Raw genomic sequence first — 26,739 nt, 5'->3', positions numbered from 1 at the left:
TTTCCCCTTAAATGGGGTGGAAGAATGAAATGGCTAATAGGATTGCTGACAGCATTCATTCTGCTCTTATCGGCATGTGGGATTACGAAGGATATTCTCGAAATTGTTGAAGACCGCTATCAGCTTGAAGATGTTGTAGCGAGTAGCGTGGATTCAAACGATACCTCAAAGGTCTATCTTGCTGAGGAAGATATTCCTTCTGTTGCCACCTATCTTAAGGAACAAATAAAGCCGAATGAAGTCAGTGAATTAAAAGAAGGTAAGCAAATTCTTGTTTATGATGACTATATCGTTACATTAGAAGAAAGTGATGAGCCATCAAACACACTAGTTGAAGTTGCGACAGTTGGCTTTGTGAGAGATAATTACCAGCCGGATTTCTTTGATGGGTTGCTAGCTTACTACATTCTTGATGAAATACTTGATGTAGACGACTGGGGCAAGAAGCAGAAGAACCGCTGTCAGAGCGCTAGCGGAAATTGTTATGGCGGTTATGGATCTACTGGAGGTTCATATAAAGGACCGTCCACGATTCCATCATTCCGAGGATCTAATCGTGGGGGCGGACCTGGAACAGGAAAATAAACAAAGGAGGATCATGACATGGGGCCATTTCTATTAACATTTTTTTATTTTATAGCGGCGATTGTCGTTGTTGTAGTTGGATTGATTGTGTTTGAATTGATCACGACGAAATATAAGGACTGGGAACAGATTGAGAACGGGAACACGGCCGTTGCACTTTCAATAGGTGGTAAGATAATTGGGATTTGTTTAATACTAGCATTCTCTATATACCATAGTTCGGATGTTCTCGAAACAATTATTTGGGGAGCGTATGGTGTAGTGCTTCAATTAGTTGCCTATTATATTTTTGATTTTCTTACTAGACGATTTTCGGTTGAACAGAAGCTTAGTGAAGGTGTCGTATCAGTAGGCATTCTATCGATGTGTGTTTCAATAGGCCTGGGCTTAGTAGTAGGAGCATCAATTACGTAAGAAGAAATGATCAGCTGAAGGTGGAAGTCATGAGCAAGACGTTAAGTAAAAGCAGTCAATTGTACTGGGCTTCAGGAATTGTATCCATTTGCGGTATTATTTTTGAAGTGCTGTTCGGCGCACTGGGTTCTTACATACTCGGAGACGGGGTTAAGCAATACACGTTAACTATTTCGCTCTTTCTAACAGGTATGGGTATTGGCGCATCATTGAGTGAAAAGGTAGTTAAAAACCTGATTACGAGATTCATTGCAATTGAGCTTCTTATTGGCTTAATTGGAGGATTTTCAAGTTTTGCTGTGTTTGGAATTACAGCTTTTGCGGGAGAAGAAGCAACAGCCATTGTACTCTATTCCATTATTCTCATTGTTGGTGGACTAACTGGTCTTGAATTACCCATTCTTATTCGGAAAGCGAATGAGATTGGCGTGGAAATGAATAAAAGCACGGCCAGGGTGCTCTTCTCTGACTATGCTGGGGGACTTATAGGAGGAATGTTATTTGCTTTTTACCTTCGTCCGGAATTCGGTCTAGTAAAATCAGCCTTCCTTGTAGCTATTGTAAACATTCTCGTTGCATTTTGGATGATTTATTCATTTAGAAAAGAGATCGTCTATCAAGGAATCTATATTGGAGTAGCCTTTCTTCTGTTTGTACTAATGATTGGTGGGACTTTATTTGGAGAGGAGATGGCGTTCTCATTTGAGCAGCGCCTATACAAAGACCCCATCATTTACTCTGAGGAAACATCCTATCAGAAAATCACCTTAACGAAGGAGCAGGGAGATCTAAGACTTTATTTGGATGGACAGCTTCAGTTTAGCTCAAGTGATGAACATAGGTACCATGAAACACTTGTCCATATTCCTATGGCTGCTGTTAAAGAAGCGGAGGATGTTCTTATACTTGGAGGTGGAGATGGACTTGCGGTTAGAGAGCTACTTAAATATGACGATCTGAAATCCATTACGGTAGTGGATCTAGATCCGGAAATGGTAAAACTAGCGAAGAATCATCATTTATTAATGGAATTAAATGAGCATTCACTTGAGGATAAACGTGTCGATATTCATAATGAAGATGCCTTTCAATACATTGAAAAACAGAAAAAAATGTTTGATGTCATCATATCTGATCTCCCAGATCCAAATAATGAGTCTTTGAATAAGCTTTACACGTGGGAGTTCTACTCTTTATTGCGCAATCATTTAGATGTAGATGGGGCGCTAATGGTGCAGGCGACTAGTCCTTTATTTGCGAGGGAAGCTTATTGGACGATTGATCGAACGATTTCAGAAACTGGACTACGAACGTCAAATTATCACGTTGATATTCCAAGTTTCGGGAACTGGGGTTTTGTTATGGCAACAAGGAATCCTGTAGCTCAAGAGAAATTGGATATTTCAGTTCAAACCGATTATCTTTCAGACGAGATGATTCCATCTCTTACTGTATTTGGTAAAGATGAGGACAGTCACATGGTGAAAGATGGCAATAAAATCAGCTTTGAACCTAATACTCTAATTCGCCCTCATTTAATTGAAAAATATGAGAATGCCTGGTTGTATTATTAGTTTAGATCGTTTATCAAAGGGAACGTAATAAGTAGAGAACCCACTTCCTAGCGTTTTAGGGAAGGTAATGAAACCCAATTGTTAAAGGAGCGATAACAAATGAAAGTTACATTTCATGGTCATTCAGTTGTAGAAGTTGTTACGAACAAAGCAAAAATTTTAATTGATCCTTTTATTTCCGGTAATGGTCAATGTGATTTAGATGCGGATCAAGTTACTTGCGATGTGATATTGCTAACACATGGACACAATGATCACGTTGGTGACACAGTTGAAATTGCAAAGCGAAACGATGCATTAGTCGTAGCTCCATTCGAACTTGCTACATATCTTGGTTTTAAAGGTGTTAACACGCATCCTATGGCAATCGGTGGGGCACATGAGTTTGAGTTTGGTAATGTGAAGCTAACTCAGGCATTCCATGGTTCGAGCTACACTGAGGAAGAAAACCAGCAAATCATTTACACAGGGATGCCAGCGGGTATTCTCTTTAGCGCAGAAGGTAAGACGGTCTACCACGCGGGTGATACTGGGCTTTATTCTGATATGAAGCTATTATCTAATAAGCAAATTGATCTTGCGTTTCTACCAATTGGTGATAATTTTACTATGGGTCCTGAAGATGCAGCTATCGCTGCAAAATGGATAGGAGCTGAAATAACCGTACCAATTCACTACAATACTTTCCCGCTTATTGAACAAAATGGCGAGGCGTTTACTGAAAGCCTTGAAGGTACAAAAGGTAAGGTTCTTCAAACAGGAGAAACAATCGAATTGTAATCAAACACAAAACCGATGCCCTGCATCGGTTTTGTGTTTGATAAGCGTATTAAATACGCGGACTTGAACATACCCTTTTAGAAAGACTATGAGGGGGAATCATTGTGAAACAACGATTGTTTTTATCCGTCTTGTGCATTCTGTTTTTGATGTATGATGCTATGCCGCGCTTTCAAATTGATTTAACGCTAGAAGGTGCTTTTTTTAGTCTCTGGCTTTTATTTGCCATTATGGCACTTGGTGGAAATCTTTCTGGATTATTTTTTGGAAAGCAAGAGAGAAAACCTATGACAGTTAATGATTCAGTAGAAGAATTAAGAAAAAAACAATACGGTCGTTGAAGTTATAGGTCTGTGTTATGTATAATGAAGTCAATTCAAACACCACTATAACAGAAGTAGTTTAGCTACTGATACAGATGTGCATGTAGAAAGTATGGTGAAAGAAATTGACAACGAAACATGAACAGATCCTCTCTTACATTGAAACGCTAGAAGTAGGAAGTAAAATATCCGTGCGTCAAATTGCTAGAGAATTAAAAGTTAGTGAGGGTACAGCATACAGAGCGATTAAGGATGCTGAAAACAAAGGGACGGTCAGCACGATTGAACGGGTTGGGACGATCCGAATCACAAAAAAAGAGAAAGAAAATATCGAAAAACTCACGTATGCTGAAGTAGTGAACGTCGTCGATGGGCAGGTGCTTGGAGGAAGAAATGGTTTACATAAAACCCTTCATAAGTTTGTTATCGGTGCGATGAAGCTAGAGGCTATGATGCGTTACGTCGATCCTGGTAGTTTGCTCATAGTCGGTAATCGCGACAACGTGCATAAAATTGCACTAGAAGCCGGGGCGGCTGTCCTTATTACTGGTGGTTTTGATGCGCAGGATGATGTGAAGAAAATGGCGGATGCATATGATTTGCCAATTATATCTACCTCCTATGACTCCTTTACAGTGGCAACAATGATTAATCGTGCGATATATGATCGATTAATTAAGAAAGAAATAGCTCTAGTAAGTGACATATTAACGCCGCTTACGAAAACGAGCTTTCTAGTGACAACAGAAAGTGTAGGTCGCTGGCATGAGCTAAATGAATCAACATTGCATAGTCGCTATCCGGTTGTGGATCCAAATATGAAGGTTCAAGGCATTGTGACATCTAAAGATATTTTAGGTGAACAGCATGAAACGTCAATAGCTAAGGTGATGACAAAACACCCGCTCACTGTTAATGAGCAAACGTCCGTCGCTTCTGCAGCTCATACAATGATCTGGGAAGGGATAGAGATGCTTCCTGTTCTCGATCAATATCAGCGACTTATCGGTATTATTAGTAGACAGGATGTACTTAAGGCTCTTCAAATGATTCAGCAGCAGCCACAGATAGGGGAAACCTTTGACGACCTTATCACGAGTCAAATCAAAGATATTTCCACTGGATCGGAAAGTCGCTATAGCTGTGAAGTAACACCTCAAATGACGAGCCTACTTGGAACGTTATCTTATGGTGTTGTAACAACCCTAGTCACTGAAGCTGGGAGTCGAGTTTTGAAGAAATACAAAAAGGGTGATTTAGTAGTAGAAAACATTACACTTTATTTCATCAAACCGGTTCAAATTGATCATACAATTGAAATTGTGCCTAAAGTTCTCGAGGTATCAAGGAAATTTGGTAAAGTAGATGTTGAAATTTATCATGAAGGTGCGGTCGTAGGAAAGGCTCTTATGATGGCGCAATTGATTGATCGATAAAAAAACCGCCAGAAATAAATCCGTGGCGGTTTTACAAGTAAACATAGCGCTGTTAGTTTAGTTTCATATCCTTTGCTTCTTCGATTGCAAATGGAAGATAGTGTCGATACTTTTTATAGCCGACTGTAACGTTTACAAGACCAAGTAAAATAAAGACAGCGGCAACAATCACAGTGACCGTTGATAAAGAAACGGTAAGCGTATTAATGGCAAAAAAGACAAGGAAAAGTCCGAGTGCAATGCTTGCTTTTGAATTAAGCCATTGAGTTGTTGCGACACCGTTATGTCGAACAGCTTTTACTCGATAAAACAAATAGAAAACGATTGAAAAGACAATTAATATGACAAAGATAGGCATGACTGTTTTCCTCCATAATTCAAGGTTCTTTTCTATTGTATAGAATTTAGTACTGAAAATCTATGACATATACGTAACAATTGGGAAGCGGTCGAAAGGAGAAAGTTGATGAAGGAACAAATATTAGATGCTATCGAACAATATGAGACCATTATAATTCATCGTCATGTGCGCCCAGATCCTGATGCACTTGGCTCACAGGGAGGACTTGCCGAGCTTATACAAACTTCTTTTCCAAAGAAGCGTGTGTTTACGGTTGGTGAAGAAGAACCATCACTTACATTCCTGAACCGAATGGATGAGGTTCAGGATGAAACATATCATAACGCACTTGTCATTGTTTGTGATACGGCGAATCAGCCTAGGGTTAGTGATAACCGATACCGTAATGGCAAGCTCTTAATTAAAATCGATCATCATCCAAATGAAGACCCTTATGGTGATCTTCTCTGGGTGGACACTTCTTCAAGCTCTGTTAGTGAAATGATTGTCGATTTGTACCTTACTGCTAAGGAACGAGGGTACAAGCTTTCTGAAAAAGGAGCTTTTCTTCTTTATGCAGGTATAGTAGGTGATACCGGACGTTTTATGTTTTCTAATACGACTCAGCGTACCTTTATGTATGCAGGTGAGCTCTTGAAGTTTGGTGTAGATACAGGCTCTTTATATAAGGAACTATACAAAACGGAACAGCATATCGCTCGCTTAAACGGATATGTCTTACAGCATTTTGAAACATCAGAAACTGGTGCTGGATGGATGAAAATCACAAAAGAAACAGTTGCTTCATATGGCGTAACGGCTAGTGAGGCATCACAGCTAGTGAATACTTTCTCTAATGTAGCGGGTTTGAAGGCGTGGGTTTTCTTCATTGAGGAACCAGATCAAATTCGTGTTCGTCTTCGTTCAAAAGGGCCTGTTGTGAATACAATTGCTGCTCAATTTAATGGTGGCGGACATCCAATGGCTGCGGGGGCAACTGTTTATTCGTGGGCAGAGGCTGATGACGTTCTTGCGGAGCTAGACAAAGTGTGCGAAGAAGTATAATAACAAGTTAAAAGACCGGGGTCTCCTTTATTGAGAGAGCGCCGGTCTTTGTTGTTACCACATTTACACTTGATCATGCGATTTAGGTATAAACCACGAACCAAAGCTTGTCACGTCTTCGTGCACGTCGATGTTAAGTGATTGCAATTCCTTTTTAATTAGAGCAGTCATTTCGTGTGACTCTGCGTAAGCGGATCGCCCATTCATTAAATCAGCAATTTTCGCTCTCGCGATTTGTTTGCGATCAATAACCATCGCGCCACCTCCCAATTTTCTATACTCTTATCATATACTACACCTGAGAAAATTGCGACTTGTCTGACAAAAGGTCACAAAATAGTTTTATTTTCGCTATTGAACGAGTTCAATTGTAAGCACCACCTCGACTGTTGTCCAAAGAATAAATTGCTTCACTTTAAAACCATATTTAATATTGTCAATCATGAGCGTTTTGTTTTCGAGGGATTGAATGATAAAACTTCTGGTTCTAGAAATCGCTCCGAGATCCTTGTTGAGAAGATCATTTAATTCGGTTTGAATTTCTTTCTTTAATTCGTGGCGCGTTAATGAGTTTAATGGTAGATCATTATCTTTCTCGAAAGTGACTTCGATTTTTTTGACGAGAAGAGTTTTTTCGATTTCTTTATTATTATAATTTACTTGATCATCGAGTAATGTTTGATTTTGGGTTTTTAAGTCCGAGATTTCAATTTTTTGTTCTTTAATCGTTGTGATCTGCTTTTCGTACATAATGCCGAATAGCATCAGAAAGAATAACCACCCAAAGATGACCCCTACAGAAAGACCTGCAAGAAATCGTTGCCACCCTTTTCTAGAATAAATTTGCGGAACTCTCATAAGGAAGAGCGTTCCTGAGTAAGCCAGTTAATGATCTCCATACCTGCCTGCGCCCCACCAAGCGCACAGAAAATCCATAAAAATTGGCGCATGATTTCATCTGGAGAACCACTGAGAAAACTTCTTTCCATGTTATTTATCGTATCAAATGTTCCGCCAATTGCTGCGGCGATCGCCCAGATTTTTAATCTTTGTGCAACGATATAGATCCAGTGTAGTGGTGGCTCACCAGAAAGGAATGCCCCGATTCCTCCGATAATTGACCCTCCAACAATCACACCAAATGCAACGAAAAACGCGATAATTAATGTTACGAGAGTTACTCTCTCCATTTTGATTCCTTCTTTCGTATCAAATTTCATGAAGTAACTTTTTCTGTCTTCACAGCACATAAAAAGTTGAAGAAAAAGTGTGTGATTATAAATCAGCCTATTTTTCGCTTTTAGTACAGCCTATGCAATTAGGAGAGAGGGATATGCTTGATAATGTTTGTTTGAGAAGGTGGAAGTATTTATAATAGAAAGTAATAGCAAATTGAGAGTGGGATTATATATGGAATTTGTGCATCTTCGTGTTTACAGTGAATATAGTCTGCTAGATAGCCCAAGTCGAATTGAATCACTTGTTGAATCTGCAATACAAAAAGGATTTCAGTCTATGGCTCTGACAGATAAAGGAACAATGTATGGGACAATTCCATTCTATAAAGCATGTCAAGCAAAGGGAATAAAGCCAATAATCGGACTAGAGGTAAGCGTTGGGGATGAGTCTTCTCTCCATCAGCGGGAGCAACATTTGGATAACCTTGTTCTACTTGCTGTTAATACGGAAGGTTATGAGAACTTATTGAATATCAGTACGCAAATGCAAAGTACAGGGGGGCCACAACCATACATAGATAAAACAAATTTATTTGAAAGATCAGATGGTCTCATTGCCTTATCTGGGACCCTTCATAGTGAAATTGGAAAAGCCCTTCTTTATGAAAAAGAGACGGTCGCCTTACAAATGGCAATGGAGTATCAACGTGTTTTCAAAGAGGGATTCTATCTCGAAATGCAGGATCATTCTCTTAGAGAAGAAAGACACCTTAACTTGTTAATTTCCAAGCTTGCCAATAAAGCGAACATTCCATTAACCGTTTCAAATGCGGTTCACTATATTAATCAAGAAGATGGGGAAGCACATGATTGCTTAAGGTGTATTGATACAGGGCAACGTTATGAAGAGAAAGACAAGGTGGCCTTACCTAATCATGAATATTATTTAACCTCTGAGGAAGAAATGAGAGAGCGGTTTAAGGGTTATGAGGAAGCTCTTGCAAACACAACTAAGATCGCCGCAAGATGTTCTGTCGAACTGAATTTCGAACAAACGCACTTACCCGTTTATCCAGTTCCTGACGGAAAATCGGCTTTTGAGTTCTTGAAGGAGATATGTATAAACCATTTAGCTGAGCGATATCACGATCCAGGTATACATGTGACGGACCGATTAGATTACGAACTTTCAATTATCAATGAGATGGGATTTAATGATTATTTCCTAATTGTTTGGGATTTCATGAAATATGCTCATGATCATCATATGATTACAGGTCCGGGGAGAGGATCGGCGGCTGGCTCTCTCGTTGCTTACTTATTGCATATAACAGATGTGGATCCTATCGAACACAACCTTCTATTTGAGCGCTTCTTGAATCCAGAACGAGTTACGATGCCAGATATTGACATCGACTTTCCTGATGTAAGAAGAGATGAGGTCATTGAATACGTTTACGAGAAATACGGACATGACCGAGTAGCCCAAATCGTAACATTCGGTACGCTTGCTGCAAAAGCTGCAATTCGTGACGTTGGAAAAGTATTAGAAGTAGATACGAAGCTTCTGGATGCGATGTCTAAAGCAGTTCCTTCAAGACCTGGAATGACGTTGAAACAGGCAAAAGAAGAGTCAAAAGCACTCATGGATCTCATATCATCTACCTCTGAAGGAAAACAGGTTTTTGACATAGCAAGTACGATTGAAGGGCTACCACGTCATACATCAACACATGCCGCAGGAATTGTTATTTCAGCTGAGCCGCTTACGAAACATGTACCTTTACTTGGTGGTCATCATATTAGTTTGACGCAGTTTCCCATGAACGATTTAGAAGAAGTAGGTCTTTTGAAAATGGACTTTCTTGGACTTCGAAATTTAACTTTAATTGAAGGGATATTAAATGATATCGAAAGTGAAACAGGCGTGCGCCCTTCGCTTTCTACAATTCCAATGGATGATCAACCTACCTTCTCACTGCTGCAAAAAGCTGATACAACAGGTGTTTTTCAACTTGAATCTGATGGCATGCGTCAAGTGCTGAGGAGGCTGAAGCCGACTGAATTTGAAGATATTGTTGCTGTTAATGCTTTATATAGGCCGGGTCCAATGGAAAACATTCCGCTCTTCATTTCAGGTAAACATAAAGAACGTTCAATTGATTATCTCCATCCAGATCTTGAACCAATTCTAAAATCAACTTATGGAGTTATCGTGTATCAAGAGCAAATCATGCAAATTGCATCAAAATTAGCAGGTTTTTCTCTTGGAGAAGCGGATTTATTAAGAAGGGCCGTATCTAAGAAGAAGCGTGAAGTTCTTGAATCTGAAAGAGAGCATTTCGTTAGTGGTTGTCTTGCAAAGGGATATCCTAGAGAAACTGCTGTTAAAGTATATGAGTACATTGTCCGATTTGCGGATTACGGATTTAATCGGAGTCATGCAGTAGCTTATAGCGTGATTGCTTATCAACTAGCTTATTTAAAAGCTAACTATTCACGTTACTTCTTTTCGAGTCTATTAACTTCTGCAATCGGAAACCAAGATAGACTTGCTATGTATTTATCAGAAGCGAGACAGAAAGGCATGACGGTTCATCCGCCGTCAATCAACAAAAGCAAAGAAACCTTCACTGTTGAAAATGAGGCCTTGAGATTCGGTTTGCTTCCAGTAAAAAATGTCGGTAAAAATGCTATAGAAGAAATCTTAGATAAGAGGAATCACTTTTATAAAAGCCTTTTTGATTTATGTGCAAGAATTTCACTAAGAATAGTAAATAAGCGCGCACTTGAATCGTTGATATTTGCTGGTACGATGGATGAGTTCGGGGTAAGTCGTTCTTCGATGCTCGCTTCACTCGAAGGGGCCATGAACTATGGCTCTGAACAAAATGGACAAAAAGGTTTTTTTGAAGATGGTGAGGCTGAACCAGCTTACGAGAGCGTTCCCCCTTTTGATGAAAAAGAAATGCTTGCATTCGAGAAAGAAGCAATTGGGTTTTATTTAACAGCCCATCCTCTTGATCCCTATTTAGAAAATTTGAAGGGATACGTAAGAGATATTACGAGGGACGCCATCAATGCTTCAGATCGAGCTCCATTAAGGTTAGCTGTAGAGGTATTGAAGGTCAGAAGTATTCGCACGAAGAAAGGACAAATGATGGCTTTTCTAACGTTGGGTGATGAAACGGGAGAAATAGAAGGAGTCGCCTTTCCTGATGTTTGGGAGCAATTGGAGAGTCTTTTATCGAGAGGGCAATTTCTTTACGTTGATGGTGTAGGGCAGAAACGAAATGATCAAACGAATATTATTATTTCTAGAGCGATGAAGCTAAGTGATGTTCAACCAAAGAAAGAGAAGAAAACCTTATTTCTGAAAGTTGAGCCTCACCATAAAAGTATGCTAAGTGAAGTGAAGGAAGTGCTTCGAAACTATGAGGGTGATGCAGAGGTCGTAGTTTATTATAGTGAAACAGATAAAACCGTAAAGCTCGGTAAAGAATGGCTTGTAAACCCTGATACTGACTGTCTTCACGCCTTGAAAAAATTACTTGGTGAAAACAATGTTGTGAAAAAGCCTCGATGAAAATCTTTACAGCTAATGGTGATTTGTTATAATGGTGAAAATAGAGTGGTCTGACCACTGCCCAATTGTACTAGGGAAATTGTTAACATCATCTAATGCTTCTGAAAAAAGGAGAGTGGGTTTATTGTCCATTACGAGAGAAGAAGCTCTACATATTCACAGAGTGAGACAAGGAAAACTAGAATCTAAATCGAAGGTGCCGGTTCGAAACGCTACGGATTTAAGTCTAGCTTATTCACCAGGTGTTGCAGAGCCTTGTAAAGAAATTTATGATGACAAGAATAAAGTATATGAATATACGATGAAAGGAAACATGGTTGCCGTCGTATCCGATGGCACAGCCGTTCTTGGACTTGGAAATATTGGGCCGGAAGCAGCACTTCCTGTAATGGAAGGGAAAGCAGTGCTTTTCAAAAGTTTTGCTGGTGTTGATGCATTTCCTATTTGCTTAAATACGACTGATGTAGATCAAATTGTGCAGACAGTAAAGTTAATGGAACCTACTTTTGGTGGTATTAACCTTGAAGATATTGCTGCCCCTAATTGTTTTGTAATCGAAGAAAGATTAAAAAAAGAAACAAATATCCCTATTTTCCATGATGATCAACACGGCACTGCCATTGTTACGGTAGCAGGGCTTGTCAATGCTTTGAAACTATCAGGTAAGAAAATGAGTGAAATTAAAGTCGTTATCAATGGTGCTGGAGCTGCAGGCATCGCCATTATTAAGCTTTTGAATCGTTTTGGTGTAAAGGATATCATTATGTGTGATTCGAAAGGTGCTATTTACGAAGGCCGTTCTTATGGAATGAACGACGTGAAGGCAGAAGTTGCGAAGTATACAAATCGTGACAAAGCAGAAGGGTCATTGAAAGAAGTTATTTCAGGCACAGATGTTTTCATTGGGGTTTCAGTTGAGGGAGCACTGACGAGAGAAATGGTCGAATCTATGAACGACGATCCAACTATTTTTGCAATGGCTAACCCTAATCCTGAAATCATGCCAAATGATGCAAGAGAAGCAGGAGCTAAGGTTATTGGTACTGGGCGATCAGATTTCCCAAATCAAATAAATAATGTTCTAGCGTTCCCTGGAATTTTCCGAGGCGCACTTGATGTTAGAGCAACTCATATTAACGAAGATATGAAGGTTGCTGCTGTACATGCTATTGCAGAACTTGTTGCTGAAGAAGATTTGAGCGCCGACTACGTTATTCCCGCACCGTTTGATCCACGAGTAGCACCTGCTGTTGCTGCTAGTGTAGCGAAAGCTGCGATGGAGACGGGTGTGGCTCGTATAAACGTAGATCCTGAATCAGTTAAAGAAAAGACACGTTCTCTCGCTATTATTGAAGAAGATAACGAGTAAGTGGGGAAGAGCTTGACTTTCTCACTTTTTTCTTGCATTTTATTTATGGAGAACATGAAAAACAGCTTATCTTCTAAACATTCATTTTGGTTAAGAGGCATTCACGGTTCCAAACCGCAAATGTCTACTTTTCCTATTTGTTTTCAGTCAGGAAAGGGTGTTGATTTCCCATGATGAGTCAGGGGAAAGTTTATCAGAATATCCTTCAGAAAATAAAAGCGATTATTTATAACGATGGTTTACAAACCGGTGATAAGCTCCCTTCGGAAAGGGAGCTTTCTGAGCGCTTAAATGCCGGAAGATCTTCCGTAAGAGAAGCGTTAAGATCAATGGAAATGCTAGGTCTAATTGAAACTCGTCGAGGAGAAGGGACATTTATTGCAAATGCTAGAGATCATCGACTTGTAGAAGTCATTGCCTCCTTTATTCTAAAAGATACTAAGTCTAAAGAAGATCTGTTAGAAACTAGAAGGTTAATTGAAAAAGATATTCTAAGGGTGGCGTGTGATCGAATCTCAGATGAATATCTTGATCGATTAAGAACTATGATGGAATATAAGGACAACTCTTCCGGTCGAAATATTTTTTCGACTGAATTTGATACAGCTTTCTTCCGAGTTATTGTTTCATCAACTCATAATCATCTACTCATGAGGTTATGGGGAGAGCTTGCGGATTACCATCAGACAATTTGGCACCAGTTAACTTTCCGCCCTAAAGAGTATTATGAATCCATGATTGATGCATTGACTTCTAGGAATAAGGAAAGTGCCATTTGTTTATTTGACACGTATGAAATAAAAAAAGCGGAAGAATAGCAAATATGTTTGATATTGTGAAAGGGATGGTCAACTTTGTTAAAAGATCTATTCAACAAGAAGAAGAAGTATGCGACGGTTCCCTCAGATAAAATAAAACAAGATGTACCTGAAGGCATTATGACAAAGTGTCCAGGGTGTAAAAGTATTATTTATACGAAAGAGCTGGAAAAATCGCATAAGGTTTGTGTGAAATGTGGGTATCACCATCAAATGTCAGCCCCTGAAAGATTAAAGGATACGCTTGATACAGGTTCTTTTACAGAACTGGATGCAGATATGATTTCAGAAAACCCGCTCTCTTTTCCGGATTATGTAGAGCGTTTGGAGAAGGATCAAAAGAAATCCTCATTGAATGAAGCGGTTGTAACGGGTGAAGGAACAATAGATGGCTACCGAACAGCTATTGCAGTAATGGATGCACGTTTTCGAATGGGAAGCATGGGTTCAGTGGTAGGAGAAAAAATCACAAGAGCGATTGAGCATGCGCATAAAGAAAAAATCCCGTTTATTGTCTTTACTGCATCGGGCGGTGCTCGAATGCAAGAGGGTGTTTTGAGTTTGATGCAAATGGCGAAATCCAGCGTAGCGCTTAAAAGATTTAGTGATGACGGTGGACTATTCATTTCTATAATGACACATCCTACAACTGGTGGTGTATCAGCGAGTTTTGCTTCTGTAGGCGATTTTAATTTCGCTGAACCTAAGGCTTTGATTGGCTTCGCTGGTAGGCGAATTATTGAGCAAACGATTCGTGAAGATCTTCCAGAAGATTTTCAGACAGCTGAATTTCTCCTTCATCATGGTCAGTTGGATCGCGTGATTCATCGAGCTGATATGAAGAAGATACTCGGTCAGGTACTAATGATTCATGGAAATGGAGGTGAAGAATAATGGCACAGAGACTTGATTTTGAACGACCTCTCCAAGAGTTAGAAGATAAAATTACTGAATTACATTCTTTCATGGAAGAAAAGAATGTGGATCTTAATGATGAGGTTTCTCGTCTTCAAAAAAGACTTTCAAAAATGGAAGAAGAAATTTACGAGAATTTAACAGCGTGGAACCGTGTCCAATTGGCTAGACATCCTGAACGTCCCACAACTTCTGATTATATCGATCGTATTTTTGAGAACTTTCTTGAATTGCATGGTGATCGACTGTTTGGTGATGACGAAGCGATTGTAGGTGGTATTGCAACCTTTGAAGGAAAACCTGTTACGGTTATCGGCCATCAGCGTGGTAAAGATACAAAAGAGAATCTTAGACGAAATTTTGGAATGCCACATCCTGAAGGCTATCGTAAAGCGCTTCGTCTCATGAAACAAGCCGAAAAATTTCAACGTCCCGTTATTTTTCTCCTAGATACTAAAGGAGCGTTTCCTGGTAAGGCAGCGGAAGAAAGAGGGCAAAGTGAAGCGATTGCACGTAACTTGATTGAAATGGCGGGGCTAACCGTTCCAATCATTTGCATTGTTATTGGAGAAGGTGCGAGTGGAGGTGCGTTAGCGATTGGCGTAGGTAATCACGTGCACATGCTTGAAAATTCATGGTATTCCGTTATTTCTCCTGAAGGAGCTGCGGCTTTGTTGTGGAAGGATTCTGGTTTAGCTCAGCAGGCAGCTGATACTATGAAAATCACGGCGCCAGATTTGAAAGAACTAAATGTCATTGATGAGATTATCCCTGAAGTAAAGGGAGGGGCTCATCGGAATATGGAAGAACAGGCGAAGGCGATTCAATCGGCACTTGTCAAATCACTTGAAGAACTGACACAACTTTCCAAACAGGAGCTTGTGAATCAACGCTATGAAAAATACAGAAATATCGGACAATATACGTTTGTAACCGATACCATTGGCTTAAAATAAGGAAAGTGCTTTCTCGTTATAGAGAAAGCACTTTTTTGCGATGTAGCTTAGCTATTGTATTCAACGACCGTATTTGATATTTTAATAACACAAAGAATTAATGAGGTGAACAGTTATGAAACGTATTGGTGTACTAACCAGCGGAGGAGACTCACCAGGAATGAACGCTGCTATTCGAGCTGTCGTTCGAAAAGCAATCTACCATGATATTGAAGTTTATGGGATCTACCACGGATATACCGGGTTGATTAATGGAAATATAGAGAAAATGGAAATCGGTTCTGTAGCTGATATTATCCATCGTGGCGGTACAATGTTATATTCTGCTCGCTGCCCTGAATTTAAGACACTTGAAGGTCAACTGAAGGGTGTAGAGAACTTAAAGAAATTTGGTATTGAGGGTCTAGTCGTAATCGGAGGAGATGGATCCTACCGTGGAGCTCAGAAATTAACTGGTCATGGCTTCCCGACGATTGGAATTCCAGGAACGATTGATAATGACATCCCTGGAACAGACTTTACGATTGGTTTTGATACAGCACTAAATACAGTTATTCAAGCTATTGATAAAATTCGTGACACGGCGACATCTCATGAGCGTACATATGTGATCGAGGTAATGGGACGTGACGCAGGAGATATCGCTCTTTGGTCAGGTCTGGCTGACGGTGCTGAATCAATCCTCATTCCTGAGGAGAAGTTCGAGTTGTCCGATATCTTGAGTCGTCTGAAGCGCGGCCATGATCGCGGAAAACGTCACAGTATTATTGTTGTTGCTGAAGGTGTTGGAAGTGGTGTTGAAATTGGGAAACAAATCCAAGAAGAGATGAACATGGAAACACGTGTAACCGTTCTTGGTCACGTTCAACGTGGTGGTTCACCAACTGCTTCGGACCGAGTTCTAGCAAGCCGTCTTGGAGCACGTGCTGTTGAACTTCTACTTGAAGGAGCAGAAGGGCGAACAGTTGGTATTCAGAACAACCAAATTGTTGATATGGATATTAACGAAGCACTCGCTCTACCACATGAAGTCAATCAAAAAATGTGTCAGCTTGCAAAGGAATTATCTATTTAAAAAGACCTTAAGTGGTTCACCCCTTTAAACATAAGGGGTGTATCGTAATGTCTGAAAATGTTACATAACATAGTTGTTATGAAGAAAACTAATTGAAGCATAGCTTTTTAGGAGGAGACAGACCCATGCGCAAAACTAAGATTGTCTGTACGATTGGACCAGCAAGTGAAAATGAACAAACTCTAGAAAAATTGATTAATGCAGGGATGAACGTTGCTCGTTTGAATTTCTCACATGGTGATTTTGAAGAACACGGTAATCGTATTAAATCAATCCGTGCAGTTGCTGAAAAGCTCGGAAAAAACGTTGCGATCCTTTTAGATACAAAAGGCCCGGAAATCCGCACGAACAATATGGAGAACGGTGGGATCGATCTTGAGGCTGGTCAACAGCTTATCGTTTCTATGGAAGAAGTACTTGGTACAACAGAGAAAATCTCTGTCACATATCCTGACCTTGTTAATGATGTTCATGTTGGATCTAAGATTTTACTTGATGATGGATTGATTGAACTTGAAGTAAAGCAAATTGAGAAGAATGAACTTTATACTGAGGTTCTAAATAATGGAACATTGAAAAACAAAAAGGGTGTTAACGTACCAAACGTGAGCGTTAACCTTCCTGGTATTACAGATAAGGATGCTGCAGATATTGAATTCGGCATTGAACAGGGTGTAGACTTTATTGCTGCGTCATTCGTTCGTCGAGTATCCGATGTTCTTGATATCCGTAAACTTCTTGAGAAGCATAAAGCAACTGACATTCAAATTATCCCTAAGATTGAAAACCGTGAAGGTGTTGATAACATCGATTCCATCCTTGAGATTTCAGATGGTTTAATGGTTGCTCGTGGTGACCTAGGTGTTGAAATTCCTGCTGAAGAAGTACCTCTTGTACAAAAGCAGCTTATTAAAAAGTGTAATGCACTTGGAAAGCCTGTTATTACTGCAACACAAATGCTTGATTCTATGCAGCGTAATCCTCGTCCAACTCGTGCGGAAGCGAGTGACGTTGCCAATGCTATTCTTGATGGCACAGATGCAATCATGCTTTCAGGTGAAACAGCTGCAGGATCTTATCCGGTAGAAGCTGTTCAAACTATGCATAACATTGCTTCTTATACTGAAAAATCATTAAACTTCCGTGAGCTTCTTTCTGTAAGAAGTAAAGAAACAGAAACAAATACAACAAATGCGATTAGTGAATCAGTAGCTCACACAGCTTATAACTTAAACGTCCCAGCAATTATTACAGCTACTGAGAGCGGACATACAGCGCGTATGATTGCTAAATACCGTCCGAAGGCACCGATTGTAGCTGTAACAAATACGGCTAGCGTATGCCGCAAGCTTGCTCTTGTATGGGGCGTTCATGCACAAGAAGGACACAAAGTATCAACAACAGACGAAATGCTAGAAGTTGCAGTTGACGCTTCAATCCAGTCTGGAATTGTAAATCACGGAGATACAGTTGTTATTACTGCTGGTGTTCCAGTTGGAGAATCTGGTACAACGAACTTGATGAAAGTTCACGTTATCGGTGATATTCTTGCAAAAGCTCAAGGAATTGGGAAAACATCTATTTCAGGAAGAATCGCTATCGCAAAAAATGCTCAAGAGGCGATTGATAAAGCAGATGGAAACACAATTCTAGTTACGATTGGCTCTGATAAAGATATGGTTCCTGCTCTAGAGAAGGCAGCAGGACTTATTACAGAAGAAGGCGGACTTACTTGCCATGCTGCAGTTGTAGGTCTTAGTCTTGGACTACCTGTCGTAGTTGGTCTTGAAAATGCGACACAACTATTCGAAGAAGGTCAACAAGTAACACTTGATGCAACGACTGGAATTATTTACAACGGGAAAGCAAGCATTCTATAAGCAAGATTGAAACTTTTAAAAGGCTGTCGAGAAAATCGACAGCCTTTATTATTTAACTTATTTTGGGTATTCTTCACTGGGGATTAGGTTAATGGTGCAATTGAGTTCGAAAATTATTTTAAATCACGTATAATAGTGTTAACGGGACAATTTCCCGATTATGATTGAGGGAGCTATGTCATGTTTCGTATTTTGTTGCTTTTTATTATTATCGTTCCAGCTCTAGAGATCGCTTTGTTACTTCTGTCAGGAAGAACACTGGGACTTATTCCGACAGTATTATTGATTATTGGTACAGGGATTCTAGGGGCGTGGCTTGCGCGTAAAGAAGGGGCAGAAACGATCCAAAAGGTTAACAGACAAATGCAATCAGGCCAGATGCCTGGAGATGCTATTCTAGATGGTCTATGCATACTCGTAGGTGGTGTCGTTCTACTCACACCAGGCTTCATCACAGATGCAACAGGATTTTTACTTCTCATCCCGGCAACGAGAAAACCTTTTAAGAGATGGATTAAGAAATTCCTTGAACGTCGAATGAATAATGGTCAGTTTATGTTTATTAGAAGGTAAGAATTCTGCCTTAGAAACGTATAATGAAATGTCCTTAAGGAGCTTGAATACATATTCAAACTCCTTTTCTATTGGAAGAAATAAAGTGTGATTTGACATTGTATAAACAAGTAAATTATATTAATTGATAGATCAATGGTTGACCTATCAATTAATTAAGGTTTTATTGTTGACATCAAGGAACTCATCTAGTATATTAGTTGATGAGTCAACGATTGACCCATCAACTGATTAAAGGAGGAGGATGCGTTGAAGAATTCTTGTTCAAATGAAGGCGAAATTTTATATCAGTTAAATGATATTTACAAGCAAATGAGCCCTAAATTCGAACGATGTACCGGCATCAGTCAGTCTCGCTTAGAGCTCCTGCATAAATTGTTTGAGGTTGATGAAATTAGCCAAACAGCATTGCAGAAAGAAGTGAATATTGATAGCGCTGCTGTAACGAGACATTTAAAGCAGTTGGAAGTGAAAAAAATGGTTGCTCGTCGTAAAAATCCAGATGATAACCGGTTTACCTTCGTGAGGTTAACAGAAGAAGGCAGAGATCGAATTGCATCTTTTCGGAAAGAGAAAGAGCAATTCATTCAAAAGGTACTAAAAGATTTTACTGAGCAGGAACAATCAGAATTATCGAATATGCTTAACCGTATTCAAAATAACATTAAAGATATTCAATACTAACTAGAAAAGTACTAAGGAGAATTAACGATGAATGCAACGAAAATAAATGACTTTAACGAAATTATTACAGGGCGCCGCTCAATCCGCCATTATGATCCATCCGTGAAAATAAGTAAAGAAGAGATGACTGAAATACTAACTGAAGCAACACTCGCACCCTCTTCAGTGAACCTTCAACCATGGCGTTTTGTCGTTATTGATAGCGAAGAAGGAAAGGCGACATTAGCACCACTTGCTAAATTCAACCAGTCTCAAGTTGAAACTTCTTCAGCAATGATTGCCGTTTTTGTTGATATGAACAGCCTGGACTATGCTGATGAAATTTATGACACTGCTGTACAAAAAGGGTATATGCCTGCAGAAGTTAGAGATCAGCAGCTTCCAGCGATTAAAGGGTTGTTAGAAGGAATGTCAACAGAGCAGTTTAGAGAAATGAACATCATTGATGGTGGTTTGGTATCCATGCAGTTAATGCTTGCTGCACGTGCACACGGTTATGACACCAATCCAATTGGAGGATATGAGAAAGCTCAAATCGCTGAAGCTTACGGTATGGATAAAGAGCGTTACTACCCAGTTATGTTGCTTTCAATTGGTAAAGCAGCAAATGAAGGCTACAAATCTGTACGCTTACCTATTGAATCGATTGCAGAGTGGAAATAAAAAATTTAAAATTGAAAAGAGGAAATGAACAATGATTATTATTCATGCAGGATTACAAATTAACCCGGCTAAAGAAGAAGAATTTCTTAAAGAAGTGACAACTTTGATTGAAGCGGCTAGAAATGAAGAAGGTAACATTTCTTATACACTTTCAAAAGAAGTTGAAAAAGAGAACACTTATAAAATGATTGAAGCTTATGAAGATATGGCTGCAGTCGATGCGCATAACCAAAGTGCTCATTTTCAAGCTTTTGTAGGTAAAGCACCAGAATATCTAGTTGCACCTTTAGATGTTAAAGTTTATGACGCTACTGAGATACAAAAATAATAATTAGTAGATAGCGAGAACCTTTCGGCTCTAGCATGGCAGTATCGTCTAAATGAGACGTTGCTGCCATGCTTTTTTTGCTTTTATTATTAAAGGAGATTTGATAAAGTCACCCAGGCCGATTTTTCTATTAGAGATTCATCTAATTGGTTGCGAGCAAAGGTTGTAAGAACCACTAAAGTTAACAGTGTAATTAAACTTATACTCCTTTGATAAAAACCCAAATGTCCTTAAAAACATTTGCGTGATAAAGAGTTTTTAGTACCACGAGAAGAACTGGGCCGATGATTAGACCAATGAATCCAAATAGTTGGAAGCCTACAAAGAGAGCAATCAATGTTGCGAGAGGATCAAGTCCAATATTCGATGATAGCACTTTAGGCTCCATGACTTGCCGCTGAATCACGACAATTCCATAAAGAATAGAAAGTCCTATGGTCAATCCGTAGTTTCCGATTAAAAAGGAATAAATCATCCATGGCACGAAAACTGCGCCTGTACCAAGGTATGGTAGTAAATCGACAAGCCCAATGATAATCGCTATGGTAATCGCATAATCTACTCGTAAAATAAAAAGACCAATTAAAACGATAATTGCTGTCATTGAAATAAGGGTAAGCTGTGCTTTCAAAAAACCAAAAAGAGCGCGTCTTAAGTCAATATAAACGGTGCTAATACTTTCTTGGATATCAGTTTTTACTTTTAGTTTCATCCAATTTATGAACTTATACCAGTCTTTACTAATAAAAAAAGTGGCAAGCATAGAAAAGATCAGAACTGTTAGGATCGTAGGTAAGCTGACAATAAACGAGCGGATTCCTTCAACAAGAGATTGAAGTATATTCGTAAGGGTAGTTGTAATGGTTGTTCCAATGGACTGGATATTATCGAGTACTGTGGTTTGTTGATCTTTGTTCAAATCCTTAAATAATTCTTCAAGCTGATAATAAAGTGGCATGACGTGAGACACGAAAAGATCTTCTATGAATAAGACAATTTCTTGGAAATTTCCTGGTAATACATTTGCGAGGTATACAACGCCTTGTACAACTTCATTTACTAGCAGAGCAATAAAGGCAGCAAGGACTCCGATAAGGAATAGAATTGATAGGGCTACAGCGAGCGGCCTCGGTATTTTCGCTCGGTTTTCTAATAAGTCTACGAGAGGGTTAATTAGAAAAGCGAGCAAAAGAGCGATGACAAATGGATAAGCAAGATGCCAGATATAATAAAAGGAGATCAGAGAAACAATAATAAGAAGAATGACAAGTAGAAAGCGTAAGATTCTATGTATGTACTTCCAATTCATTTTAATCCCCCTTATGTCTTTCCTATATTTTACACCGGTTGCTTCGTGACAATCAATTGGGATTGAGGTGATCCGTGCTTAAATTCATAAAATTTGTTATACTATAAGAGTTCTGTTAGTGTGAAAGAGGGAGTTATATGACAATTATTTCACAGCCTACCATCTTTTTGCTTATCTTACTTGGGATCGCACTTGTAGCGAAGAATAGCTCACTGATCATTGCGGTAGTCGTTTTGTTACTAATCAAAGCAGTGGGATTAGGTGATAAAGTGTTTCCGATATTCCAATCCAAAGGCATTTCATGGGGCGTTACGATTATAACCATTGCCGTACTCGTTCCAATTGCTAGTGGTGAAATAGGATTTAAGCAACTTGGAGAAGCTGTCAAATCTTCCTATGCCTGGATTGCGATGGGGGCAGGAGTGTTTGTAGCCATCATAGCTTCAAAAGGCATCGTCTTACTTCAGAATGATCCGCATATTACGACAGCACTTGTATTTGGTACTATTCTTGCAGTTGCTGTTTTTCAAGGGATTGCTGTAGGTCCATTAATAGGAGCTGGAATTGCCTACATGGCTATGAAGATTGTCGAACTTTTTAACTGAACGACTGTTCAGGAAGGGGCGGTTGTGCAGTATTTCTTTGATTATCAATTCAGATTTTCGGCATGTGAGAAAAAAAGGAATTGATGAAATTATGCATATTCATTCACAAATATCAGAGAATTGTTTATAATGAGAACTGACGCACCAACTTGTACATAGGTTCTTATTTTTTTTGGAGCGTTTTAAAAGCGTTATCAAAGCAGAATTTTTAGAAAATATCAGAGCCAATAATATGGAAAAGGAGAGGGAGACGTATGACGACTACACGCGGATTAGAAGGCGTAGTTGCAACAACATCATCGATTAGTTCTATCGTTAATGATGTCTTAACATACAGAGGATATAACATCGATGACCTCGCTGAGAATGCTAGTTTTGAAGAAGTAATTTATCTTTTATGGAATGATAAACTTCCAAATAAGACAGAACTTGAGGAATTTACAGCTGATTTTGCCAAAAATGCAGCTATTCCTGAAGAAATCGTTGCTCAAATGAAGTCTTATCCAAGTGATAAAGTACATCCGATGGCAGCTCTTCGTACTGCTGTTTCTACACTTGCTTTATATGACGAAGAAGCAGATGATATGAGTGAAGAAGCGAATTATCGTAAGGCGATTCGTCTTCAAGCTAAAATACCTACTGTTGTAACCGCTTTTTCCCGGGTTCGTGAAGGAAAGGATCCAGTAGAACCTAAGAAAGATCTAAGCTTTGCAGCTAACTTTTTATACACATTAACTGGTGAGCTTCCGGAAGATGTGGCTGTGACAGCTATCAATAAAGCCCTAGTCCTTCATGCAGACCATGAACTGAACGCTTCCACTTTTACCGCTCGCGTATGTGTAGCTACTTTATCTGATATGTATTCAGGTGTCACAGCAGCGATTGGTGCTCTTAAGGGACCTCTTCACGGTGGGGCAAATGAACGCGTGATGGCTATGTTAAGTGAAATCGGCAGCGTTGATAATGTCGAACCTTATTTGCAAAATGCATTTGATAACAAAGAAAAGATCATGGGCTTTGGACATCGCGTTTACAAGACAGGTGACCCGCGTGCGAAGCATTTACGAGAGATGTCACGTCAGTTAACTGACCTTACAGGTGAAACAAAATGGTATGAGATGTCAACGAAGATGGAAGAAATCGTTACAAGTGAGAAAGGTCTTCCACCTAACGTAGATTTCTATTCAGCTTCTGTTTACCATAGTCTTGGCATTGACCATGACCTGTTCACGCCACTTTTTGCAGTGAGTAGAGTTTCTGGTTGGATTGCTCATATTCTAGAGCAATATAGTAACAATCGCCTCATTCGTCCACGTGCAGAATATATTGGTTCAACGAATCAGACATATGTAAAAGTAGAAGACAGATAGAAGAAAACTCAGGGAGGATCATTTCTTCCCTGCTTAGCTAACATAAAAGTTATTTCAATAGGAGGAATACAGAATGGCAAATGGAGAGAAGATTACCGTAAATAATGGTGTACTAAATGTTCCAGATCACGCAATTATTCCGTATATTGAAGGAGATGGGACTGGTCCCGATATTTGGGCAGCTGCCTCTAAAGTTATCGAAGGTGCCGTAGACAAAGCTTACGGAGGAAAGAAGAAAATTGTATGGAAAGAAGTATATGCAGGTCAAAAAGCCTACGATAAAACAGGTGAATGGCTACCAGCAGCTACTCTTGATGCAATTCGTGAATACATAATTGCAATTAAAGGGCCACTTACAACACCTGTAGGAGGAGGCATTCGTTCTCTTAACGTTGCACTTCGTCAAGAGCTTGATTTATTTACTTGCCTTCGTCCAGTTCGTTATTTTAAAGGAGTTCCTTCTCCAGTAAAACGCCCTGAAGATACAGATATGGTTATTTTCCGAGAAAATACAGAAGATATCTATGCTGGAATCGAGTTCCAAAAAGGATCAGATGAAGTGAAAAAAGTGATTTCATTCCTTCAAGATGAAATGGGTGCAAAAAACATTCGTTTCCCTGAAACTTCAGGCATTGGTATTAAGCCAGTTTCTGAAGAAGGAACGAAGCGTCTTGTTCGCGCAGCGATTCAATACGCTCTTGACGAAGGTCGTAGAAATGTAACCCTTGTTCATAAAGGGAACATCATGAAGTTCACAGAAGGCGCATTTAAAAACTGGGGCTATGAAGTGGCTGAACAAGAATTTGGAGATAAAGTCTTTACTTGGGCTGAATACGATCGTATCGTTGAAGAAAAAGGTAAAGATGCTGCGAACGAAGCTCAATCTAAAGCAGAAGGTGAAGGCAAACTCATCGTGAAAGATGCGATTGCGGACATTTTCTTGCAACAAATTCTTACTCGTCCAGCTGAGTTCGACGTTGTCGCTACAATGAACCTTAATGGTGATTATGTATCGGATGCTCTTGCAGCGCAAGTTGGTGGAATTGGTATTGCTCCAGGAGCAAATATCAACTATGAAACTGGTCATGCTATTTTTGAAGCAACGCATGGTACAGCTCCAAAATATGCTGGTCTTGATAAAGTAAATCCATCATCTGTTATTTTGTCAGGCGTTCTTATGCTTGAGCACATTGGATGGAATGAAGCAGCTAAGCTAGTTCTTGATGCCATGGAAAAATCAATTGCGAATAAAGTTGTAACATATGATTTTGCGCGACTAATGGACGGCGCAACAGAAGTGAAAACATCTGAATTTGGTGATGAACTAATCAACAATATGGACTAATTCAACAGACCACCAATTTTGAACTGGATTAAAGGAGTGGCTATTAAATGACAATGAAACGTAAGAAAGTTTCCGTAATTGGTGCAGGATTTACAGGGGCAACGACGGCTTTTCTACTAGCTCAAAAAGAACTTGCTGATGTAGTACTTGTAGATATCCCAAATCAAGAAGGTCCGACAAAAGGAAAAGCTCTTGATATGTTTGAAGCAAGCCCAGTTCAAGGATTTGACTCTAAAATCACAGGGACTTCAAGCTATGAAGATACAGCTGATTCAGATATTGTTGTTATTACTGCTGGAATTGCAAGGAAACCAGGGATGAGTCGCGATGATCTTGTGAATACTAATGCCAAAATCATGAAGAGCGTTACTCAAGAAATCGTAAAATATTCTCCTGAAACGACAATAGTTGTTCTAACAAATCCTGTAGATGCCATGACGTATACGGTATTTAAGGAGTCAGGTCTCCCTAAAAACCGTGTCATCGGGCAATCAGGCATTCTTGATTCTGCACGATTCCGTTCATTTATTGCTGAAGAATTAAATCTTTCTGTGAAAGATATTACCGGTTTCGTACTTGGTGGTCATGGTGATGATATGGTACCACTTGTTCGCTATTCATTTGCTGGAGGCATTCCTCTTCAAAGCCTTATTTCTGAAGACCGGCTTAATGAAATTGTAGAACGTACACGTAAAGGTGGCGGGGAAATTGTAAGTCTGCTTGGAAATGGTAGTGCTTATTATGCTCCTGCTGCATCTCTTGTTGAGATGGTTGAAGCCATTTTAAAAGATCAACGTCGTGTGCTTCCTACAATTGCTTATCTTGAGGGTGAATATGGCTATGATGGTCTATACCTTGGTGTGCCAACAATACTTGGTGGCGACGGGATTGAAGACATCATCGAATTAGATTTAACTGACGAAGAAAAGAAAGAGCTGGATAAATCAGCCGAGTCTGTTCGCAAAGTTATGACGGTATTAGGTTAATAATGCCATTAAAGTAGATCCGGTGTTAACCGGATCTCTTTTACAACATTATAAGAAAGCGCTTTCTTATATAAGGGGGAGTAGCTGTGCTTTTAGGGAAAAAACGAAAAATTGGACGAATGATTGAAGAGATTTCTGTTGGTGAAAAGCTTGAAGTATCAGAAAAAATAGAGGATCGAGATCTTCTTCTCTACCTTGGAATTTCCAACGATAACAATCCCCTATTCATTCAGCATGATTATGCCTCTATGACGCCTTTTAAAAAGCCGATTGTTCCGCAAATTATGCTCCTTGCTATCGTAACAGGTGCTATTTCTAAATATTTGCCAGGACCCGGAAGTAGTCTTAAGAAACATGAAGTGAAATATGAAAACCCGGTTCATCATTATGAGACGCTTCACTTCAAGTTTGAAGTCATAAACGTGTCTAAAGAAGCACATGAAGTCGTCATAGCTGTTAAGGGTGTAAACGAATCGGAGGATTGCATTTTAGACGGAACTTTCACTGTCAGCCCTCCATATCCTGCTAAACCACTAACAAAGTCAACTTCATTTGATAATTTTTAGAGCCCATTTTGGGCTC

General features: G+C 39.5%; 28 protein-coding genes. 23 read left to right on the top strand and 5 right to left on the bottom strand.

The window, feature by feature from the left end:
- Window positions 1-24 precede the first annotated feature (24 nt).
- The 6 genes from AC0VYH_RS16175 (at window position 25) to AC0VYH_RS16150 (ending at window position 5,112) form a co-directional block, all read left to right on the top strand.
- Window positions 25-585, top strand: coding sequence for a DUF4247 domain-containing protein (locus AC0VYH_RS16175; protein WP_475365605.1), 561 nt, complete (start codon window positions 25-27; stop codon window positions 583-585).
- 18 nt (window positions 586-603) lie between these two features.
- On the top strand, window positions 604-999 hold the full coding sequence (locus tag AC0VYH_RS16170) for a DUF350 domain-containing protein (RefSeq protein WP_194219286.1): 396 nt from the start codon (window positions 604-606) through the stop codon (window positions 997-999).
- A gap of 29 nt (window positions 1,000-1,028) precedes the next feature.
- On the top strand, window positions 1,029-2,573 hold the full coding sequence (locus AC0VYH_RS16165; RefSeq protein WP_475372754.1) for a polyamine aminopropyltransferase: 1,545 nt from the start codon (window positions 1,029-1,031) through the stop codon (window positions 2,571-2,573).
- A gap of 99 nt (window positions 2,574-2,672) precedes the next feature.
- Window positions 2,673-3,353: a metal-dependent hydrolase gene (locus tag AC0VYH_RS16160; protein ID WP_194219288.1), complete on the top strand. Its 681-nt coding sequence runs from the start codon at window positions 2,673-2,675 to the stop codon at window positions 3,351-3,353.
- A 104-nt stretch (window positions 3,354-3,457) separates the two neighbouring features.
- Entirely contained in the window at window positions 3,458-3,694 is a 237-nt protein-coding gene (locus tag AC0VYH_RS16155) for a hypothetical protein (RefSeq protein ID WP_194219289.1), read from the top strand.
- A gap of 107 nt (window positions 3,695-3,801) precedes the next feature.
- Window positions 3,802-5,112, top strand: coding sequence for a DRTGG domain-containing protein (locus AC0VYH_RS16150; RefSeq protein ID WP_194219290.1), 1,311 nt, complete (start codon window positions 3,802-3,804; stop codon window positions 5,110-5,112).
- A gap of 52 nt (window positions 5,113-5,164) precedes the next feature.
- On the opposite strand, the gene AC0VYH_RS16145 is transcribed toward AC0VYH_RS16150, so the two are convergent.
- Entirely contained in the window at window positions 5,165-5,470 is a 306-nt protein-coding gene (locus tag AC0VYH_RS16145) for a YtpI family protein (RefSeq protein ID WP_430241427.1), read from the bottom strand.
- 108 nt (window positions 5,471-5,578) lie between these two features.
- Here AC0VYH_RS16145 and AC0VYH_RS16140 point away from each other — a divergent pair, with 108 nt between their 5' ends.
- On the top strand, window positions 5,579-6,517 hold the full coding sequence (locus tag AC0VYH_RS16140; protein ID WP_226614647.1) for a DHH family phosphoesterase: 939 nt from the start codon (window positions 5,579-5,581) through the stop codon (window positions 6,515-6,517).
- Window positions 6,518-6,580: 63 nt separating this feature from the next.
- Here the strand turns inward: AC0VYH_RS16140 and AC0VYH_RS16135 are convergent, their stop codons facing one another.
- The 3 genes from AC0VYH_RS16135 to AC0VYH_RS16125 form a co-directional block, all read right to left on the bottom strand.
- Window positions 6,581-6,772: a YtzJ family protein gene (locus AC0VYH_RS16135; RefSeq protein WP_098444518.1), complete on the bottom strand. Its 192-nt coding sequence runs from the start codon at window positions 6,770-6,772 to the stop codon at window positions 6,581-6,583.
- Window positions 6,773-6,868: 96 nt separating this feature from the next.
- Window positions 6,869-7,375: a sporulation membrane protein YtrI gene (gene ytrI, locus AC0VYH_RS16130; RefSeq protein WP_194219293.1), complete on the bottom strand. Its 507-nt coding sequence runs from the start codon at window positions 7,373-7,375 to the stop codon at window positions 6,869-6,871.
- The gene (locus AC0VYH_RS16125) at window positions 7,372-7,707 is read right to left on the bottom strand and encodes a YtrH family sporulation protein (protein ID WP_194219635.1); all 336 of its coding nucleotides are present in this window, start codon (window positions 7,705-7,707) and stop codon (window positions 7,372-7,374) included. Before AC0VYH_RS16125 ends, ytrI begins: the two co-directional genes overlap by 4 nt.
- 220 nt (window positions 7,708-7,927) lie before the next feature.
- On the opposite strand from AC0VYH_RS16125, the gene AC0VYH_RS16120 reads away from it, so the two are divergent.
- The 11 genes from AC0VYH_RS16120 to AC0VYH_RS16070 all read left to right on the top strand — a co-directional run bounded on the left by AC0VYH_RS16120 (window position 7,928) and on the right by AC0VYH_RS16070 (window position 20,542).
- Complete coding sequence (locus AC0VYH_RS16120) at window positions 7,928-11,281, top strand: DNA polymerase III subunit alpha (protein WP_475372753.1); 3,354 nt, start codon at window positions 7,928-7,930, stop codon at window positions 11,279-11,281.
- 124 nt (window positions 11,282-11,405) lie between these two features.
- Window positions 11,406-12,650, top strand: coding sequence for an NADP-dependent malic enzyme (gene ystJ / locus AC0VYH_RS16115; protein WP_430241481.1), 1,245 nt, complete (start codon window positions 11,406-11,408; stop codon window positions 12,648-12,650).
- Between the two features lie 173 nt (window positions 12,651-12,823).
- Window positions 12,824-13,468 carry a FadR/GntR family transcriptional regulator gene (locus AC0VYH_RS16110; RefSeq protein ID WP_475365602.1) on the top strand — a complete coding sequence of 215 codons (645 nt, stop codon included), beginning with the start codon at window positions 12,824-12,826 and terminating at the stop codon, window positions 13,466-13,468.
- Window positions 13,469-13,504: 36 nt separating this feature from the next.
- Window positions 13,505-14,362: an acetyl-CoA carboxylase, carboxyltransferase subunit beta gene (gene accD, locus AC0VYH_RS16105; protein WP_430241416.1), complete on the top strand. Its 858-nt coding sequence runs from the start codon at window positions 13,505-13,507 to the stop codon at window positions 14,360-14,362.
- Window positions 14,362-15,339: an acetyl-CoA carboxylase carboxyl transferase subunit alpha gene (accA, locus tag AC0VYH_RS16100; protein ID WP_404681375.1), complete on the top strand. Its 978-nt coding sequence runs from the start codon at window positions 14,362-14,364 to the stop codon at window positions 15,337-15,339. The genes accD and accA overlap by 1 nt, the downstream gene beginning before the upstream one ends.
- A gap of 115 nt (window positions 15,340-15,454) precedes the next feature.
- Window positions 15,455-16,414 (top strand): 6-phosphofructokinase, encoded by a 960-nt coding sequence (gene pfkA, locus AC0VYH_RS16095; RefSeq protein ID WP_226614638.1) that lies wholly within the window; start codon window positions 15,455-15,457, stop codon window positions 16,412-16,414.
- A gap of 125 nt (window positions 16,415-16,539) precedes the next feature.
- Window positions 16,540-18,294, top strand: a complete 1,755-nt coding sequence (gene pyk, locus AC0VYH_RS16090) for a pyruvate kinase (protein ID WP_430241414.1) — start codon at window positions 16,540-16,542, stop codon at window positions 18,292-18,294.
- Between the two features lie 180 nt (window positions 18,295-18,474).
- Window positions 18,475-18,867 (top strand): FxsA family protein, encoded by a 393-nt coding sequence (locus tag AC0VYH_RS16085; RefSeq protein WP_194219301.1) that lies wholly within the window; start codon window positions 18,475-18,477, stop codon window positions 18,865-18,867.
- Between the two features lie 249 nt (window positions 18,868-19,116).
- A complete protein-coding gene (locus tag AC0VYH_RS16080; RefSeq protein ID WP_430241413.1) occupies window positions 19,117-19,551 on the top strand; it encodes a MarR family winged helix-turn-helix transcriptional regulator in 435 nt (144 codons plus the stop codon).
- Between the two features lie 27 nt (window positions 19,552-19,578).
- On the top strand, window positions 19,579-20,214 hold the full coding sequence (locus AC0VYH_RS16075) for a nitroreductase family protein (RefSeq protein WP_430241411.1): 636 nt from the start codon (window positions 19,579-19,581) through the stop codon (window positions 20,212-20,214).
- A gap of 31 nt (window positions 20,215-20,245) precedes the next feature.
- Window positions 20,246-20,542, top strand: a complete 297-nt coding sequence (locus tag AC0VYH_RS16070; RefSeq protein ID WP_430241409.1) for a putative quinol monooxygenase — start codon at window positions 20,246-20,248, stop codon at window positions 20,540-20,542.
- Between the two features lie 199 nt (window positions 20,543-20,741).
- Here AC0VYH_RS16070 and ytvI read toward each other — a convergent pair whose 3' ends face one another.
- Window positions 20,742-21,851, bottom strand: coding sequence for a sporulation integral membrane protein YtvI (ytvI, locus tag AC0VYH_RS16065; protein WP_475365600.1), 1,110 nt, complete (start codon window positions 21,849-21,851; stop codon window positions 20,742-20,744).
- Between the two features lie 137 nt (window positions 21,852-21,988).
- On the opposite strand from ytvI, the gene AC0VYH_RS16060 reads away from it, so the two are divergent.
- The 5 genes from AC0VYH_RS16060 (at window position 21,989) to AC0VYH_RS16040 (ending at window position 26,723) form a co-directional block, all read left to right on the top strand.
- Window positions 21,989-22,456: a DUF441 domain-containing protein gene (locus AC0VYH_RS16060; RefSeq protein ID WP_306558417.1), complete on the top strand. Its 468-nt coding sequence runs from the start codon at window positions 21,989-21,991 to the stop codon at window positions 22,454-22,456.
- 254 nt (window positions 22,457-22,710) lie between these two features.
- Complete coding sequence (citZ, locus tag AC0VYH_RS16055) at window positions 22,711-23,826, top strand: citrate synthase (protein ID WP_194219306.1); 1,116 nt, start codon at window positions 22,711-22,713, stop codon at window positions 23,824-23,826.
- Window positions 23,827-23,899: 73 nt separating this feature from the next.
- On the top strand, window positions 23,900-25,171 hold the full coding sequence (gene icd, locus AC0VYH_RS16050; protein ID WP_430241403.1) for an NADP-dependent isocitrate dehydrogenase: 1,272 nt from the start codon (window positions 23,900-23,902) through the stop codon (window positions 25,169-25,171).
- A gap of 47 nt (window positions 25,172-25,218) precedes the next feature.
- Window positions 25,219-26,157 carry a malate dehydrogenase gene (gene mdh, locus AC0VYH_RS16045; protein ID WP_475365599.1) on the top strand — a complete coding sequence of 313 codons (939 nt, stop codon included), beginning with the start codon at window positions 25,219-25,221 and terminating at the stop codon, window positions 26,155-26,157.
- An 86-nt stretch (window positions 26,158-26,243) separates the two neighbouring features.
- Window positions 26,244-26,723 (top strand): MaoC family dehydratase, encoded by a 480-nt coding sequence (locus tag AC0VYH_RS16040; RefSeq protein WP_475372752.1) that lies wholly within the window; start codon window positions 26,244-26,246, stop codon window positions 26,721-26,723.
- Window positions 26,724-26,739 lie beyond the last annotated feature (16 nt).

It is taken from the genome of Anaerobacillus sp. QJM3NY_32 (assembly GCF_056173645.1).
Note: the sequence above shows the minus strand (reverse complement) of the source record. Positions and strands in the feature narration are given on the sequence as shown.